The sequence below is a fragment of the Pseudomonas palleroniana genome (genome assembly GCF_003031675.1).
In the GTDB taxonomy this organism is placed as follows: Bacteria; Pseudomonadota; Gammaproteobacteria; order Pseudomonadales; family Pseudomonadaceae; genus Aquipseudomonas; species Aquipseudomonas palleroniana.
On the sequence record NZ_PYWX01000075.1, the window covers coordinates 1 to 16,883 of the forward strand.

Consider the following 16,883-nt stretch of genomic DNA (forward strand, 5'->3'; position numbering starts at 1 on the left):
TGCGGCTGGATCACCTCCTTAATCGACGACATCAGCTGCTCCATAAGCTCCCACACGAATTGCTTGATTCATTGAAGAAGACGATAAGAAGCAGCCCGAAATTGGGTCTGTAGCTCAGTTGGTTAGAGCGCACCCCTGATAAGGGTGAGGTCGGCAGTTCGAATCTGCCCAGACCCACCAATTTTGTGTGGGAAACGCCTGTAGAAATACGGGGCCATAGCTCAGCTGGGAGAGCGCCTGCCTTGCACGCAGGAGGTCAACGGTTCGATCCCGTTTGGCTCCACCACTACTGCTTCTGACGTTTAAAGCTTAGAAATGAGCATTCCATCAAGATGATGGTGAATGTTGATTTCTAGTCTTTGATTAGATCGTTCTTTAAAAATTTGGGTATGTGATAGAAAGATAGACTGAACGTTACTTTCACTGGTAACGGATCAGGCTAAGGTAAAATTTGTGAGTTCTCTTAATTGAGAAATTCGAATTTTCGGCGAATGTCGTCTTCACAGTATAACCAGATTGCTTGGGGTTATATGGTCAAGTGAAGAAGCGCATACGGTGGATGCCTTGGCAGTCAGAGGCGATGAAAGACGTGGTAGCCTGCGAAAAGCTTCGGGGAGTCGGCAAACAGACTTTGATCCGGAGATGTCTGAATGGGGGAACCCAGCCATCATAAGATGGTTATCTTGTACTGAATACATAGGTGCAAGAAGCGAACCAGGGGAACTGAAACATCTAAGTACCCTGAGGAAAAGAAATCAACCGAGATTCCCTTAGTAGTGGCGAGCGAACGGGGACTAGCCCTTAAGTGGCTTTGAGATTAGCGGAACGCTCTGGAAAGTGCGGCCATAGTGGGTGATAGCCCTGTACGCGAAAATCTCTTAGTCATGAAATCGAGTAGGACGGAGCACGAGAAACTTTGTCTGAATATGGGGGGACCATCCTCCAAGGCTAAATACTACTGACTGACCGATAGTGAACTAGTACCGTGAGGGAAAGGCGAAAAGAACCCCGGAGAGGGGAGTGAAATAGATCCTGAAACCGTATGCGTACAAGCAGTGGGAGCAGACTTTGTTCTGTGACTGCGTACCTTTTGTATAATGGGTCAGCGACTTATTTTCAGTGGCGAGCTTAACCGAATAGGGGAGGCGTAGCGAAAGCGAGTCTTAATAGGGCGTCTAGTCGCTGGGAATAGACCCGAAACCGGGCGATCTATCCATGGGCAGGTTGAAGGTTGGGTAACACTAACTGGAGGACCGAACCGACTACCGTTGAAAAGTTAGCGGATGACCTGTGGATCGGAGTGAAAGGCTAATCAAGCTCGGAGATAGCTGGTTCTCCTCGAAAGCTATTTAGGTAGCGCCTCATGTATCACTGTAGGGGGTAGAGCACTGTTTCGGCTAGGGGGTCATCCCGACTTACCAAACCGATGCAAACTCCGAATACCTACAAGTGCCGAGCATGGGAGACACACGGCGGGTGCTAACGTCCGTCGTGAAAAGGGAAACAACCCAGACCGTCAGCTAAGGTCCCAAAGTTATGGTTAAGTGGGAAACGATGTGGGAAGGCTTAGACAGCTAGGAGGTTGGCTTAGAAGCAGCCACCCTTTAAAGAAAGCGTAATAGCTCACTAGTCGAGTCGGCCTGCGCGGAAGATGTAACGGGGCTCAAACCATACACCGAAGCTACGGGTATCACGTAAGTGATGCGGTAGAGGAGCGTTCTGTAAGCCTGTGAAGGTGAGTTGAGAAGCTTGCTGGAGGTATCAGAAGTGCGAATGCTGACATGAGTAACGACAATGGGTGTGAAAAACACCCACGCCGAAAGACCAAGGTTTCCTGCGCAACGTTAATCGACGCAGGGTTAGTCGGTCCCTAAGGCGAGGCTGAAAAGCGTAGTCGATGGAAAACAGGTTAATATTCCTGTACTTCTGGTTATTGCGATGGAGGGACGGAGAAGGCTAGGCCAGCTTGGCGTTGGTTGTCCAAGTTTAAGGTGGTAGGCTGGAATCTTAGGTAAATCCGGGATTCTAAGGCCGAGAGCTGATGACGAGTCATCTTCTAGATGACGAAGTGGTTGATGCCATGCTTCCAAGAAAAGCTTCTAAGCTTCAGGTAACCAGGAACCGTACCCCAAACCGACACAGGTGGTTGGGTAGAGAATACCAAGGCGCTTGAGAGAACTCGGGTGAAGGAACTAGGCAAAATGGCACCGTAACTTCGGGAGAAGGTGCGCCGGTGAGGGTGAAGGACTTGCTCCGTAAGCCCATGCCGGTCGAAGATACCAGGCCGCTGCGACTGTTTATTAAAAACACAGCACTCTGCAAACACGAAAGTGGACGTATAGGGTGTGACGCCTGCCCGGTGCCGGAAGGTTAATTGATGGGGTTAGCTAACGCGAAGCTCTTGATCGAAGCCCCGGTAAACGGCGGCCGTAACTATAACGGTCCTAAGGTAGCGAAATTCCTTGTCGGGTAAGTTCCGACCTGCACGAATGGCGTAACGATGGCGGCGCTGTCTCCACCCGAGACTCAGTGAAATTGAAATCGCTGTGAAGATGCAGTGTATCCGCGGCTAGACGGAAAGACCCCGTGAACCTTTACTATAGCTTTGCACTGGACTTTGAATTTGCTTGTGTAGGATAGGTGGGAGGCTTTGAAGCGTGGACGCCAGTCTGCGTGGAGCCATCCTTGAAATACCACCCTGGCAACTTTGAGGTTCTAACTCAGGTCCGTTATCCGGATCGAGGACAGTGTATGGTGGGTAGTTTGACTGGGGCGGTCTCCTCCTAAAGAGTAACGGAGGAGTACGAAGGTGCGCTCAGACCGGTCGGAAATCGGTCGTAGAGTATAAAGGCAAAAGCGCGCTTGACTGCGAGACAGACACGTCGAGCAGGTACGAAAGTAGGTCTTAGTGATCCGGTGGTTCTGTATGGAAGGGCCATCGCTCAACGGATAAAAGGTACTCCGGGGATAACAGGCTGATACCGCCCAAGAGTTCATATCGACGGCGGTGTTTGGCACCTCGATGTCGGCTCATCACATCCTGGGGCTGAAGCCGGTCCCAAGGGTATGGCTGTTCGCCATTTAAAGTGGTACGCGAGCTGGGTTTAGAACGTCGTGAGACAGTTCGGTCCCTATCTGCCGTGGACGTTTGAGATTTGAGAGGGGCTGCTCCTAGTACGAGAGGACCGGAGTGGACGAACCTCTGGTGTTCCGGTTGTCACGCCAGTGGCATTGCCGGGTAGCTATGTTCGGAATAGATAACCGCTGAAAGCATCTAAGCGGGAAACTAGCCTCAAGATGAGATCTCACTGGAACCTTGAGTTCCCTGAAGGGCCGTCGAAGACTACGACGTTGATAGGTTGGGTGTGTAAGCGCTGTGAGGCGTTGAGCTAACCAATACTAATTGCCCGTGAGGCTTGACCATATAACACCCAAGCAATTTGAGTCGAAAGGCCAGATTGCGGTGTGTGAAGACGCTACGAACCGAAAGTTCGACGCTCACAAGACACCGAATTCTATTACATACCCAATTTGCTGAAGCGAAGCCAACAGGCTACGACTCAGTACCCGAATTTCTTGACGACCATAGAGCATTGGAACCACCTGATCCCATCCCGAACTCAGCAGTGAAACGATGCATCGCCGATGGTAGTGTGGGGTTTCCCCATGTGAGAGTAGGTCATCGTCAAGATTAAATTCCGAAACCCCATCTGCGAAAGCAGATGGGGTTTTGTTTTATGTAGAAGCACATGAAATTCACCGGCACGTTGCGAATGCAACGGACTGGTATACAGAATTTCTTGACGACCATAGAGCATTGGAACCACCTGATCCCATCCCGAACTCAGCAGTGAAACGATGCATCGCCGATGGTAGTGTGGGGTTTCCCCATGTGAGAGTAGGTCATCGTCAAGATTAAATTCCGAAACCCCTGTCTGCCAATGCAGACAGGGGTTTTGTCGTTTAAGGGGGTATGCTGCCCCAGCATCAACCCAGACCTGGGCCCCTACGCGCGTTGCCAGCACTTGCGCTGCGGCAATGGACGACAAAACTACCGCCTGTCTCTTTCCTACGCTTAAACAGGACACCTCTCACAATATTTCTAAGATTTATCGATTCTTGGCCGAAAGCCTGATGAGCCATGCGTGCACTGAAATAGAGCGGCCCAAGAGTCCGCCTATCCCTTACATGGAATGTTCCACTCGGCACGCTCATCCCCCTTTGGCAAAAGAAGTCGATGAAATGAATCTTAAGTTCAGTCATAAAATTCTGTTGGCCGCGTCAGGCGTCGTGGTTTTGGCCTTCGCATTATTCACGCTCTACAACGACTACCTGCAGCGCAGTACCATCAAGCAAAATTTGGCATCGTCCATTCAGCAGTCCGGTGAACTCACCGCCAGCAGCGTGCAGAACTGGCTCAGTGGGCGCATTTTGGTACTCGAAAACCTGACGCAAAACATTGCCCATCAAGGCAGCGGTGCCGACCTTCCTGGGTTGGTCGATCAGCCAGCGTTCACATCGAATTTCCAGTTCACTTATGTGGGTCAAACCAACGGCGTGTTCACCCAGCGCCCCGACGCGAAGATGCCTGACGGCTATGACCCGCGTCAGCGCCCTTGGTACAAGCAAGCAGTAGTGGCCGACAAACCCATGCTTACTCCTCCTTATATGGCGGCTGTGGGTGGGCAGATCGTGACGATCGCCATGCCAGTGAAAAAGAACGGCGAGTTGCTCGGCGTTGTTGGCGGTGACTTGAGCCTGCAAACCCTGGTGAAGATCATCAACTCGGTCGACTTCGGCGGTATCGGCCATGCGTTCCTGGTGAGTGGCGACGGCCAGGTCATCGTCAGCCCTGACCAGGACCAGGTGATGAAAAACCTGAAGGATATCTATCCTGGCACCAACCTGCGTATCGAGAAAGCCAACCAGGACGTAGTTCTCAATGGTCAGGATCGCATCCTCTCGTTCACCCCCATCAGCGGTTTGCCAGGCGCAGACTGGTACATTGGTCTGTCGATCGACAAAGACAAAGCCTACGCGCCACTAGGCAAGTTCCGCACCTCGGCATTGATTGCGATGTTGGTCGCCGTGATAGCTATCGCAGTGCTTCTGAGTCTGTTGATTCAGGTATTGCTGCGTCCGTTGACGACCATGGGCGTTGCTATGCAAGACATTGCTCAGGGGGAAGGCGATTTGACCCGCCGCCTCGACGTGACCAGCAAAGACGAATTCGGTGAAGTGGGTAGCGCGTTCAACCAGTTCGTTGAGCGTATCCACGCTTCCATTTCCGAAGTGTCGTCGGCAACGCGTCAGGTGCATGATCTGTCCCAACGCGTGATGGCCTCATCCAACGCGTCGATCATCGGTTCCGATGAGCAGAGTGCACGTACCAATAGCGTGGCTGCGGCGATCAACGAACTGGGCGCCGCTACCCAGGAAATCGCACGTAACGCTGCTGATGCTTCGCAACACGCCAGTGGCGCCAGCGAACAGGCTGACGATGGTCGCAAGGTGGTTGAGCAAACTATCCAGGCAATGTCGGAGTTATCGCAGAAGATCAGTTTGTCCTGCACTCAGATCGAAACCCTGAACGCCAGCACCGACAACATCGGTCACATTCTTGATGTGATCAAAGGCATTTCCCAGCAAACCAACTTGTTGGCCCTTAACGCAGCGATCGAAGCCGCTCGTGCGGGTGAAGCCGGGCGTGGGTTTGCCGTGGTGGCGGATGAGGTGCGTAACCTGGCGCATCGTACGCAAGAGTCGGCGGAAGAGATCCACAAAATGATCACTTCCCTGCAAGTGGGCTCGCGTGAAGCCGTGACCACTATGAATGCCAGCCAGGCCTCCAGCGAGGAGAGCGTTGAAGTCGCCAACCAGGCGGGTGAACGGTTGGTCAGCGTGACCCAGCGGATCGTAGAAATCGACGGTATGAACCAATCGGTGGCTGCCGCCACCGAGGAGCAAACCGCTGTGGTTGAAACCCTCAATGTCGACATCAACCAGATCAATCTGCTTAACCAGCAGGGTGTGGCCAACCTCAACGAAACGCTGAGGGACTGCGATGCCCTGTCCCAACAGGCAAGCCGATTGAAGCAATTGGTCGATAGCTTCAAGATCTAACCGCGCTGCACCGGAGCGAGATCACTCGCTCCGAGTGCTCAGCTAAGCATTCGGCGCACATTACGCAGTGCGCTGTCCGCGAACGCCTGCACAAACGCTTCGAACTCTACTTGCGTTGAAGCCAATGGCTCACCCACAAGCGTCCAGGTGGCCCTGGAGCTGCTTGCGCCAAGTGCTTGCACACTCATCGCCGCCCAGAATTGGGCCAAGCCCAGGGTGTTGTAGAGGGTGGTCCACGTCATCGACATGGCGGCTTCGTCTCGACTGTTGAGTTGCTCCACGACGCAATGCCCATTGTCGAAAAATTTCGTGCGCAATGCACCCACGCCTGCGCCGGTCATCTCAATGCGCGACAGGCCTGGAACGAAGGCATCAAAGCCTGCGAAGTTGCCCACCAACGCCCACAGGCGAGCTGCCTCGCAAGGGACAACGATGGAGGCCAGGATCGGTGTGCCGTTCGGATTACGGATTAACGTATCGGGTTGTAGCGGTTTCATGAAGATGTCCTGAAGCAATTCAGAGAAAGCCGGTGGTCCTGAGGTAGTCGCAACCCTTACTTAGCAATGCCGGGTCTTTTGGCGGGTAATGTGTACCCATTTTCTCCACCCCCCAGCGTGCGTTGTCATAACAGATCATCGACGTGTCACCGATATCCTCACCCAGTACGCCCAGATAGAAACCCAACACACCAAACAACGCATTATCACGGCTTACTGCGCGCAGTGACTGTTGCCACTGTTCAATGCTTACCCGTTGGAAAATGTGCCCAGCCTGGCTGAACGCATCGAGATACTGATCCCAGCTCAAGGGTTGTGGGTTGTGCAGGTTGAAAACATTTCGCCCAGCGCAAAAACAGGAACCGTGGAACGCTATGAAGCGGGCCAGGAAGTCCACAGGCATCAGATCGAAATTCACATCCAGCTGTGGCGCCAGCCCCAATTGCAGGGACCCCTTGAGCATCAACATCAACCGATTTTTCTGCGGCTGGCAAACGCCACTTTGACTGTTGAAACTGATGTTCCCCGGTCGCAGGATATTCACCCAGGCGCCTTGCGCGACGGCACGTCCCAGCAAGCGTTCAGCGACCCACTTGGACAGGTTGTAGCCATTTTTCATATAGAGCGGCAACGTACTCGCGGCACCGGTTTCTAGAACGTGCCTATGGGCGTCGATACTGCTGCAGGCGGACAGTGTCGAAATGAAATTGAATACCTTCTTGCAATAGGTTTCGCAAAGGCGCAGGCACTCAAAGATCGGCTCGACGTTGTCCTTGGCGAGTAAGGCGTAATCCATTACGTGATTGACCTGGGCGGCGTTGTGCACCAACACACCGTAACTGCGCGCGAGGTGCTCATACACGTCGCAGGTAAGGCCCAGGCGAGGCAAGCGCATGTCAGCGGGGTACACCCGCACGCGGCTCAGGTCCAGATGTTCCAGGCGATAGGCTCGCAACGCCTCGCTGAACCGAGCCGCCGCGCAATCGCCAGGCAGCTCCCGGATCAGGCACGCCACTTCCTGTGCTCCGCCATCCAGCAGCGCCTGGACAATATGGACCCCGACAAAGCTGTTGGCCCCTGTGACAATGACCTTGCGCGGGTCACCTGCACAGTTTCCATGCAGCATCTCGACCCCCAGCACCCTTGTCGCATCTTTCTCCATCAGGCTTGAGGGTGTCTGGGGCAGTGCGCAGCCCTCCATCAGCGCTGCAAGCGTACGGATCGTGGGTGTTTCAAAGAAACGGCTCAAGGAAGGGCAGCGGCCAAACCGTTCGCGCAGACGCAACAAGAGGTTCGACAGCAGAATGGAGTGGCCACCCCGGTTGAAAAAGCTGTCGTCGATAGACAACTCGTGCACAGCCAACCCTAGTAACTCCGCCCACAGTTCCATCAACTGCGCTTGAAGAGGGGTTTGTGCCGTGTAATGAGTCAGCTCATGAGCGGCAGGAGGCGGCAGTGCTCGTAATGCCTGGCGATCAATCTTGCCATTGCTTGAGCGGGGCATGCTTGGCAACTCGCTCCAGCTCACGGGTTGCATGTATTCAGGCAGCCACTGTCGCGCGTGTTCCTTGAGGCTTGCCAGTGTGGCGCCGGGCTCCGGCTGAGCGGCAAAACCGATGATCCTTTGCATTGGAGTGGTCACCACGGCCACCTGGCGGAACAGGCGACTGTTGCGCAGGCACTGCTCGATCTCCTGAGGTTCGACTCGAAAGCCACGGATCTTGATCTGGTCATCCCGGCGACCGCACAGCTCGATTCCGGTTTGCGTCCACTTGGCCAGATCGCCGCTGCGGTAAGTCGCCAGCAACTGTCCGTCCGGCAAGTTCAGCGTAACGAAAGGGCTGTCGGCCTGCGATGCTGCGTTCACGTAGCCCAGGCTCACGCCGGGGCCGGCGATATACAGCTCGCCGACCACCTGATCCTCCACCGGACGCAGGTGCTCGTCGAGGATCAGCACTTGGCTGTTGGCAATGGGACGGCCGATGTTGCGATGGCTGTCACCGAGCTGGAATGTCCGGTGGGTCGCCAGTACCGTGGCTTCAGTGGGGCCGTAGAGATTGTGCAACTGGCACTGGCCCGCCAGTCGCTCGATCACGTAAGGCTCGCAGAAGTCGCCACCGGTGAGCACATGGGTAAGGCCCAATGGTTGGTCCAGCGGTAGGATGCTGAGCAATGCCGGCGGTAGAAACCCATGGGTGACGCGCTGCTGACGAATCAACTCGACCAGTTGCAGAGGATCCGCCCGTTGTTCTGCGCCGGGCACAATCAGCTCGGCGCCAGCCATCAGGGCCGGAAAGATGTCGATCAGCGACGAATCGAAACTCAATGGCGAAAACTGCAGCACACGACTCTGCTGATCCATCATCACGCAGGCGCCGAGCCAGGCGGTGAAGTGCGCCAGGTTGTGTTGGCTGAGCAATACGCCCTTGGGTTGACCCGTGCTGCCCGAGGTAAACAACGCCATGCAGGGTGCGTCTACACAAGGCCGATAATGCATCAGCGGCTGCGTGCAATCGCTGTGGCGCGGGTCGATCCTGCTGACATCCAGTGTATCGAAATGCTCTCTTAGAGGGTGCCGGCCGTCTTCCAGCAGCATGCAGGCTCCGATGCTTTCCAGCATGCTGTGTTGGCGCTGCACCGGGTGATCGGGTGACAGGGGTAAATACACTGCGCCGCACCCCAGCACCGCGAGAACGCTGGCGTAGAGTTCGACGGACTTTTCCAGGCACACGCCGATTACCTGGGGTGTCTCACGGCTTCCCAGCAGGGGTACCAATTGCTCCTGTATCGCCAAGGCGTATGCGTGAAGTTGGTGATAAGTCAGCACCTGCCCCGCGATATTCAGCGCAGGCCGATGGGCGTAGGCCTGAAGGCTCGCCTGCAACCGTTCGATCATGGGGACTTGGGCTGCCTGCAACAGTGCCGGTTGCGCGCTACGATTGAAGCGGTGCAAAAACGCCAACGCTTCCAGCCCTTGCAAACCTTGTTCGGGCCATTCGTTAACCGTGACCGGTGCGCAGAAATAATCGGGGTCTCTCGAGAAATCGCTGACCAGCACGGCGACCCATTCCACCAGTGCGTTCGTTGCCTCTTGGCGCAGCCTCTGGCCGTTACCGCTTGGCTGCGCGCAAACGTCATGCACGGCCAGCAGGCACCGCTCACGGTTGTAACAGCGAAACTGGAGTGCAGGCAGCCCGTGTTCGCCGATCGGGCCGATACCCACGCGCAGGCTCAACCGGGGTGTGTCGGCAAATACACTCGGCAGCGGTTGGCTACCGTCCTCGATCACCAGATCGACCGCCTCCACCCCGACCGCGTGCCCGTACTGTTCCATCATCTGCCTGATGGCCCCGAGGGCTTCGCTTGTGGCGCCCCATCCAATCGTCAAGCACCTCATGCCAACCTCCCAGGTTGGGCCAGGTAGTCCTTTAAAGCCTGGGCGACACTGGGGGTTTGCAGCACACCGCTGTGATGTAGAAAACTCATGATGTTGCCCACCAGCGGATGCCGGCGAGTAATAGGAAAGTCCATCGCGCCGATCTCATGGCGCAGTGTCACGCGGATGTCGAGATCGATATCCAAATGCTCGATCAGGTGCAGATCGAAGTCCTTCTGCAGCTCATTGGTCAGGTAATGCGTCAGGAAAACCGGCAGGATTTCAGCAATGCTGTCACGGTCCTCCGGGCTTGCCCCCTGCCAGTAGAGACGTACCAACTGCGTCCAGAATTGCGCGTGGCGCCCCTCGTCAGCCAAGTGATCAGCCATCAAGCCACGGATGGACCGCTTGACGCTGTCGTCCTTGGAGAACGCCGCTACGTCCTGCGTCACCGTATTTTCGGCAATGGCCACGGCAATCAACTCCACGGCATCGTGCAAGTGCGCCGGAGCGCCAGCCTGCGCTGCCGGCAGGGCGCGGCTCAGCTCGATTTGCCGGGGGAGTTCGAGAGGCTCAATACCCGTCATGTGCACGGCTTGCTGCAGGAAGTCCAGTGCGACCAGTGCGTGGTAATCCTCATCGATCACGACGGTCATCGCGTCGACGCGGCAGGCCGCCGGGAAAGGCAGCGAGAAGCCGTTTTTGGCAATGCTGCGGGCGGTCTTGTCGACGATCTCGGTTTCGAAGATCACCACATTATTGACGAATTGGTAAAAGCTTTGCGCCAGTACGAAGTCGCGCCACTGCGGGCAATGGTCAAGAAAGGTCTCGCTGAGGACCAGCGGTTGGCGGCACAGGGGGTAGATTAATTTTTGGTCGTTCTCCAGCAGGCGTCGGGGGCGAGTGCGGATGGTTGCACGACGTTCCCAGTCTTCGGCAAACGAGCGGTAGCCAATGGTATTCATGGGTGCGCCTCTCGCATCGAGGCCTGCACGTCGTTCCAAAACAGGATGCGGCTTTCCATGGCGCTGATTGCAGTGCTGTCGGCCTGTTTCTGGCGCGTCGGGTCTGCGCCGATCAGGCGTTGGAGCAACTGATGGGCTGCCGGGCCATGCGCGTGGCTGTCCATCTCGATGTGGCGGTTGAGGTAGTGATGGAAAGTAGGTGCCTCACGCTCAATGAATCCGTGGCTGCGCGAGATGCGTTCGAACATCGACGGAATGACGCTTTCGCGGCCGTGCAGGAAGGCTGCCGCCACACAATGGCTGGGTGCGTTCCAGGCGATCTGCAACGTGCAGTCAACGAAGCGAGCAACGCCAAGTGGCGCGCTGACGGCTTGCAAGGCTGCGTTTGCTTCCACTTCCTGAAGCTGCAGGTCAATGAAGCGTGTGATCGCAAGTGTGCTGGCGCCCACTTCTGCCATTGCATCCAGGTACAGCTCGAAGTGACTGCTGTAGCCGCGAGTTGGATGCTCGTCCGACTCCTCGGCCAACACGATTTCATTGATCAGGCGGGCGGCGTGTGGGTCGGAGGGTGGGAACCAGGGGATCCCGGTGCAGGTCAGGTCCTGCTGCAAGCGTTTGGTCAGTGTCATGAAGTCCCAAACGGCAAATACGTGGTGCTCCATAAAGATTTGTAACTTACGGAGTGAAGTTATTTCTATAAATAGCGGGTGGCTGCACAACTGCAGTCTTTTTTGTTCAAGTAGATGTTGGTGCATGGTTGACGCCTGTATTGCGAATGCTCTGAGCAGTGATAAGGATTTTTTAATTAATAAATAGGCGGGTGACGCCAAGTCGGGGCCGCGGGCGCAGCTCCACCGTGATAACGGTGTGGGTGGCCAATTTTGAGAGGTTGGGGCTGTTGGGCGAAGATAATAAGCTGAATAAACGTTTGGGTGAGCTTATAAATGTATTAGATGTTTTTTCGAAAAATAACAGTGGGCGGAAATTGTCTTTTTAAAAGTGGGAAGTTTCTTTGTTGTCGGTCGGTTTAATTGAGCGTGTTCAATTTTTTATAACTGATTAGCGCGGGACACTTCCAGATAGAAGTTGCCCCGCTTAATAAATAGTCAGAGAAGGGGGACGGGAAGGGCTTACAGGGACCTTTTGTTGTCGCTGGTGTCGAGACCATTGAGGTAATTGGCGATCACTTCCATCCCGCGCATCAGGTGATTGCGTAGCGTAAGGATGCTCTCGTCGATTTTTTTCTGTGCCACCAGGCTCAGCAGTTCCCGGTGATCTTCCTGGGACGTCGGTCCCAGGCCCATCGCCTCGAGGTTGAAGCGCAGGAACCGCTCCTCCTCGTTCAGCCCATGTTCGACCAACTTGAGTAACCGCTGGTTAGGTGCCTTGCCATACAAGGCCATGTGGAACAGGCGATTGAGGCGTCCGATCTCGGTGTAGTCTTTTTCACGCTCCAGAGCATTGATGCAAGATTCGGCCTCTTCAATGTCGGCGTCGGTGAGCAAGGGGATCGACAAGCGCAACGCTTCGGACTCCAGCAACATGCGCAAGCCATAGGTCTCAGCCGAATTGTCCTCGATCAAGGGGGCTACCACGGCGCCTTTGTGGGTCACCACATGCAGCAAGGACTGTGCCTCCAGTTGGCGCAGGGCTTCTCGCACGGGCATGCGGCTGACACCGAACAGGCTGGCCAGTTCTTGCTGGCGCATAGCCGTGCCACAGGGCAGACGCCCATCGAGAATGGCGTTTCGTAATGTTTCTTCAATAACGGAGCGGGCAAGATGGGCGGGAATAGGCTCGCTGATTTTGATGCTACTTAAAGGGTTCGGCTTCTGCGTCACGGTTACGCTATCCTCCTTTCTTGAATAGAGTCTGTTTAATTGGATCCAATGCACACTAAAGATGGGTTGCACGCTTGTCAAACAACCAAAGTTTCCGTTTGTAAGGGCTTACAGGAAGTACTTTGTGCATCCCACAAATTGCGGTTATAAATTTGGCCGGCTCATGAATGATTGCACTGTGCCATTGTTTTTTCCGGGTCAAAGCTTCACCATCCCTTGAAATTCCGTCTTTCTTCACGGACTGAACGCCTTGGCGGTAAGTTTTATTTCTTCTCGAATCCTCAGCTGGCTGTTTTCAGCGCTATTGTTGGCCGGCTTGATGCTCGGCGGGCTGCATGCCGATTGGGATTTCTCCCAGATCAGCCGCAAAGCCACCGCCTTGTACGGACCGTTGGGGAAGGGGCAGCAACGTATCGACGAGTGGCAGCGGTTGCTGGCGACGCAGAAACAAGTCAGTGAACAAGAGCAGCTCAAGGTCGTCAATCTGTTCTTCAACCAGCACATGACCTACACGGAAGACATCGATCTGTGGCATGTGGAAGACTATTGGGAGACGCCTGTCGAAGCCTTGTGGAAGGGTGCCGGTGATTGCGAAGACTACGCTATCGCCAAGTATTTCAGCCTGCGCCACCTGGGTGTTTCCAGCGACAAATTGCGCATTACTTACGTCAAGGCCTTGCGTCAGAATCGCGCTCACATGGTCCTGACCTACTATCCGACCCCCGACGCTATCCCGTTGGTGCTCGACAGCCTGATGGACGAGATCCTCCCGGCCAACCGCCGTACCGATCTGCTTCCGGTGTACTCATTCAACGCCGAGGGTCTGTACTTGCCGGGTGCCAAGGGCAACAAGAAAGTCGGCGATACCAAACGCTTGTCGCGCTGGCAGGATGTGTTGAGAAAAATGCGTGCGGAAGGCTTCCCAGCCGAGCCTGCCAACTAGGAGTAACTGATCGGTGTCTTTGTTCAAACAACTGTTGATCGCAATCTGTCTGTTCCTCGTAGTCGCCTTCAGCGGCAGCTTCATGGTCAGCCTGGAGAGCTCGCGCACGCAATACGTCAACCAGTTGCGCTCCCACGCACAGGATGCGGCGACGGCATTGGCGCTGTCGCTGACGCCCAATATCGACGATCCGGCCATGGTGGAGCTGCTGGTCAGTTCGATCTTCGACAGCGGTTATTACGCGAGCATCCGCGTGGTGGACCTGGCAACCGACAAGACTATCGTCGAGCGTAGCGGCATTCCCGACAACAATGGCGTGCCCGACTGGTTCGTCAAGTTGATCGGCCTGGAACCGGCCGGGGGGGATGCGTTGGTCAATCGTGGTTGGGAGCAGGCGGCGCGGGTGGAGGTGATCAGCCACCCGATGTTCGCTCTGGCCAAACTCTGGCAGAGCGCCCTGGGCAGTCTCGGTTGGCTGCTGCTGTGCGGCGCGGTCAGTGCGGTGCTCGGCGCACTGTTGCTACGGCGGCAATTGAAACCGTTGGACTACATGGTCAAGCAGTCCCATGCCATCGCCCGCCGCGAATTCCTCAGCCTGCCTGAGCTGCCCCGCACGCCGGAACTGCGGCGCGTGGTACAGGCCATGAACCAGATGGTAGAAAAGCTCAAGGCGCTGTTCCAGGAGCAGGCCGAACGCAGCGAAAAATTGCGCACCGAATCCTATCAGGACAACCTCACCGGCCTGGCCAATCGTCGCTACTTCGAGATGCAGCTCAACGCTCGTGTCAGCAACCCGGAAGACACCAGCACCGGCTATCTGCTGCTGTTGCGGGTCAAGGACCTGGCCGGTCTCAACCAGCGTCTGGGTGGCCAGCGCACTGACCAGTTGCTGCAAGCGGTCGGTCAGCAACTGCTGCGCCAGTGCGAGCCGTACCCGGAAACCCACAACCTCGTCACGCGTATTCGCGGTGGTGAGTTCGCCGTGCTGGCGCCGGGGCTGATGCGTGAAGAGGCGCTGCAGTTGGCGCAGAACCTCGAAAGCACCTTGCACAGCCTGCAGGCCACCGGCGCCAGCGATGTGACGCCGGTCGCTTACATGGGCCTGGCACCGTTCAACCATGGCGACGCCCCTCAGGCGCTGCTGACCTTGGCTGACCAGGCCCTGGCGCAAGCTGAGGGGCAGGGCGATAGCAGTTGGGTATGCCTTGACCATAGCGCCGCCGCCAGTGTTGGTGATGATCACCATGCCTGGCACAGGTTGCTGGACCAGGCACTGACGCAGCAGCGCTTCGAGTTGTATTTCCAGCCGGTGGTGGCCAGCCAGGACCCGCAATTGGTGCTGCACTATAAAGTCCTGTCACGCCTGCAGGATGAAGACGGCCATACGATACCCGCCGGGCGTTTCCTGCCGTGGCTTGAACGCTTCGGCTGGACGTCCCGCCTGGACCGCCTGATGCTCGAACAAGTGCTCAAACAGATGGCCGGCCACACCCATAGCCTGGCGCTGAACCTCTCGGCCGCGACCTTGCAGGACGCCCAGGCGCTGAATCGGATTGTTGAATTGTTACGCCAGCACAGCAACCTGGGCCCGCGCCTGACCCTGGAGATCGGCGAAGAACAATTGCCGGAGCAGGCCCTGCTCGAGCAATTGACCCATCGCCTGCGCGAGCTGGGCTTTTCCCTGAGCCTGCAGCGTTTTGGCGGGCGCTTCAGCATGATCGGCAACTTGGCGCGCCTGGGCCTGGCGTACCTGAAGATCGACGGCAGCTACATCCGTGCCATCGACCAGGAGAGCGACAAACGCCTGTTTATCGAGGCGATCCAGCGCGCGGCCCACAGCATCGACTTGCCGTTGATTGCCGAGCGCGTCGAGACCGAGGGCGAGCTGAAGGTGATTCGCGAGATGGGGATCTTCGGCGTGCAGGGGCAGTTATTTGGCGAGCCTGCGCCCTGGAAGTAACGCAGGTCGATTGTGGAGGCTGAGCACTACAGTACTCAGATCAGCCCAGTCTCTTCATCATTGATCAAGTGGCTCAGCCCACCCAATGATTCCCGCGCGTGGGTACGGTCGATCAGTTTTGCCTGGGCAGCGGGCGGCAGGTCCGTCACGCTGATAATGCCTTTGCTGGTCAGCACCTGGATCAAGTCGTCGAGCACCCGGATCATCTCCAGGTCACTCTGCTTGAGTTGCGCCAGGCTGGTTTCCACCACTTCGTTGGCGTACCAGGCCTGGATCTCATGGTGATCGGCCGGCAGGGTTTCGGTCGACTCGGCAAAGGCGGCGGCCTCCACGCGGCTTAGCGCGCCCTGGGCATCACGTTGCACATAAAACATAAGAACCCCTCGAAAATGAGCCACACGCCGTCGCCAGCATCGGCCAACAGTGTGTTGATAGGCACAAGTATGCGATGCAACCGCCCGGCAGGGCCAGCAACGAAATCGGCCGCCGGTGAGGGCGGCCGATATCCGAGGCTTAGGCGGTGTGATCGATCTTGATGGTCGGGTCGGCACCACTGATCAGCGAGTTGATGCTGGTGTGGGACCAATCGTTGCCTTCCAGCTTGATCGTCACGTCGGCATTGGCCAGGCCACCGGCGGCGTTGAGCTTGCCTTCACTGCTCACTTGCAGGGTCGACACACCGTCCACCGTGGTGATCTTCAAGTAGTTGTCGATGGTGCTGTCCGTTTCACCCTTCAACAGATCCCGCAGATCAATGCGGTCGCCTTCCGACGCCTTGAAGTCCTTGATCACATCGTTACCGACGTCACCGGCTTTCCACACGAAGGTGTCGGCGCCCGAGCCACCGATCAGGATGTCGTTGCCCGGCCCGCCGATCAGCGTGTCGTTACCGGTGCCGCCCAACAGGATGTCATTGCCTTTGCCGCCGTCCAGGTAGTCATTACCGCCCTGGCCGAACAGGATGTCATCGCCTGCGCCGCCCAGCAGCGTGTCGTTGCCGTCTTTGGCGCCGGATACATCGAAGTCGGCGTAGTGCTCGGTCACGTACTGGTGCACGTTCGAAGGGGTCACGTCCGTCACGGCTACGCCGGTTTTCTGCGCCACAAAGGCTTGTAGCGCGTTGTAGCCCTCACCGGTAACGCCGCTGAAACTCACCAGGTCGCCGAAGATAATATCGT

Annotated in this window: 10 protein-coding genes, 2 tRNA genes and 3 rRNA genes; 8 read left to right on the top strand and 7 right to left on the bottom strand. The window is 56.4% G+C overall.

Annotated elements, in window-relative coordinates; translation table 11 throughout:
- Nucleotides 1-103: 103 nt before the first annotated feature.
- The 6 genes from C9383_RS26000 (at nucleotide 104) to C9383_RS26025 (ending at nucleotide 6,123) form a co-directional block, all read left to right on the top strand.
- Nucleotides 104-180 (top strand) — tRNA-Ile (locus tag C9383_RS26000).
- 30 nt (nucleotides 181-210) lie between these two features.
- Nucleotides 211-286, top strand: a tRNA-Ala gene (locus C9383_RS26005).
- Nucleotides 287-532: 246 nt separating this feature from the next.
- Nucleotides 533-3,424, top strand: a 23S ribosomal RNA gene (locus C9383_RS26010).
- Between the two features lie 151 nt (nucleotides 3,425-3,575).
- Nucleotides 3,576-3,691 (top strand): 5S ribosomal RNA (rrf, locus tag C9383_RS26015).
- A gap of 108 nt (nucleotides 3,692-3,799) precedes the next feature.
- Nucleotides 3,800-3,915, top strand: a 5S ribosomal RNA gene (rrf, locus tag C9383_RS26020).
- Nucleotides 3,916-4,242: 327 nt separating this feature from the next.
- A complete protein-coding gene (locus C9383_RS26025) occupies nucleotides 4,243-6,123 on the top strand; it encodes a methyl-accepting chemotaxis protein (RefSeq protein ID WP_060756948.1) in 1,881 nt (626 codons plus the stop codon).
- Nucleotides 6,124-6,161: 38 nt separating this feature from the next.
- Here the strand turns inward: C9383_RS26025 and C9383_RS26030 are convergent, their stop codons facing one another.
- The 5 genes from C9383_RS26030 to C9383_RS26050 form a co-directional block, all read right to left on the bottom strand.
- On the bottom strand, nucleotides 6,162-6,620 hold the full coding sequence (locus C9383_RS26030) for an SRPBCC family protein (RefSeq protein ID WP_090372284.1): 459 nt from the start codon (nucleotides 6,618-6,620) through the stop codon (nucleotides 6,162-6,164).
- A gap of 19 nt (nucleotides 6,621-6,639) precedes the next feature.
- Nucleotides 6,640-10,017 (bottom strand): amino acid adenylation domain-containing protein, encoded by a 3,378-nt coding sequence (locus tag C9383_RS26035; protein ID WP_090367682.1) that lies wholly within the window; start codon nucleotides 10,015-10,017, stop codon nucleotides 6,640-6,642.
- Nucleotides 10,014-10,961: a diiron oxygenase gene (locus C9383_RS26040; RefSeq protein WP_090367680.1), complete on the bottom strand. Its 948-nt coding sequence runs from the start codon at nucleotides 10,959-10,961 to the stop codon at nucleotides 10,014-10,016. The genes C9383_RS26035 and C9383_RS26040 overlap by 4 nt, the downstream gene beginning before the upstream one ends.
- A complete protein-coding gene (locus C9383_RS26045) occupies nucleotides 10,958-11,716 on the bottom strand; it encodes a DUF3050 domain-containing protein (protein ID WP_090367678.1) in 759 nt (252 codons plus the stop codon). Before C9383_RS26045 ends, C9383_RS26040 begins: the two co-directional genes overlap by 4 nt.
- A 375-nt stretch (nucleotides 11,717-12,091) precedes the next feature.
- The gene (locus C9383_RS26050) at nucleotides 12,092-12,802 is read right to left on the bottom strand and encodes a GntR family transcriptional regulator (RefSeq protein ID WP_060756943.1); all 711 of its coding nucleotides are present in this window, start codon (nucleotides 12,800-12,802) and stop codon (nucleotides 12,092-12,094) included.
- A 250-nt stretch (nucleotides 12,803-13,052) separates the two neighbouring features.
- Here C9383_RS26050 and lapG point away from each other — a divergent pair, with 250 nt between their 5' ends.
- Nucleotides 13,053-13,745, top strand: coding sequence for a cysteine protease LapG (lapG, locus tag C9383_RS26055; protein ID WP_060756942.1), 693 nt, complete (start codon nucleotides 13,053-13,055; stop codon nucleotides 13,743-13,745).
- 13 nt (nucleotides 13,746-13,758) lie between these two features.
- Nucleotides 13,759-15,705 (top strand): cyclic di-GMP receptor LapD, encoded by a 1,947-nt coding sequence (gene lapD / locus C9383_RS26060; RefSeq protein ID WP_090367676.1) that lies wholly within the window; start codon nucleotides 13,759-13,761, stop codon nucleotides 15,703-15,705.
- 35 nt (nucleotides 15,706-15,740) lie between these two features.
- On the opposite strand, the gene C9383_RS26065 is transcribed toward lapD, so the two are convergent.
- Together C9383_RS26065 and C9383_RS28555 are read right to left on the bottom strand one after the other, a co-directional pair.
- A complete protein-coding gene (locus C9383_RS26065; RefSeq protein WP_060756940.1) occupies nucleotides 15,741-16,079 on the bottom strand; it encodes a hypothetical protein in 339 nt (112 codons plus the stop codon).
- 139 nt (nucleotides 16,080-16,218) lie between these two features.
- On the bottom strand, nucleotides 16,219-16,883 hold a 665-nt coding region (locus C9383_RS28555), incomplete at its 5' end, for a type I secretion C-terminal target domain-containing protein (protein WP_146164721.1).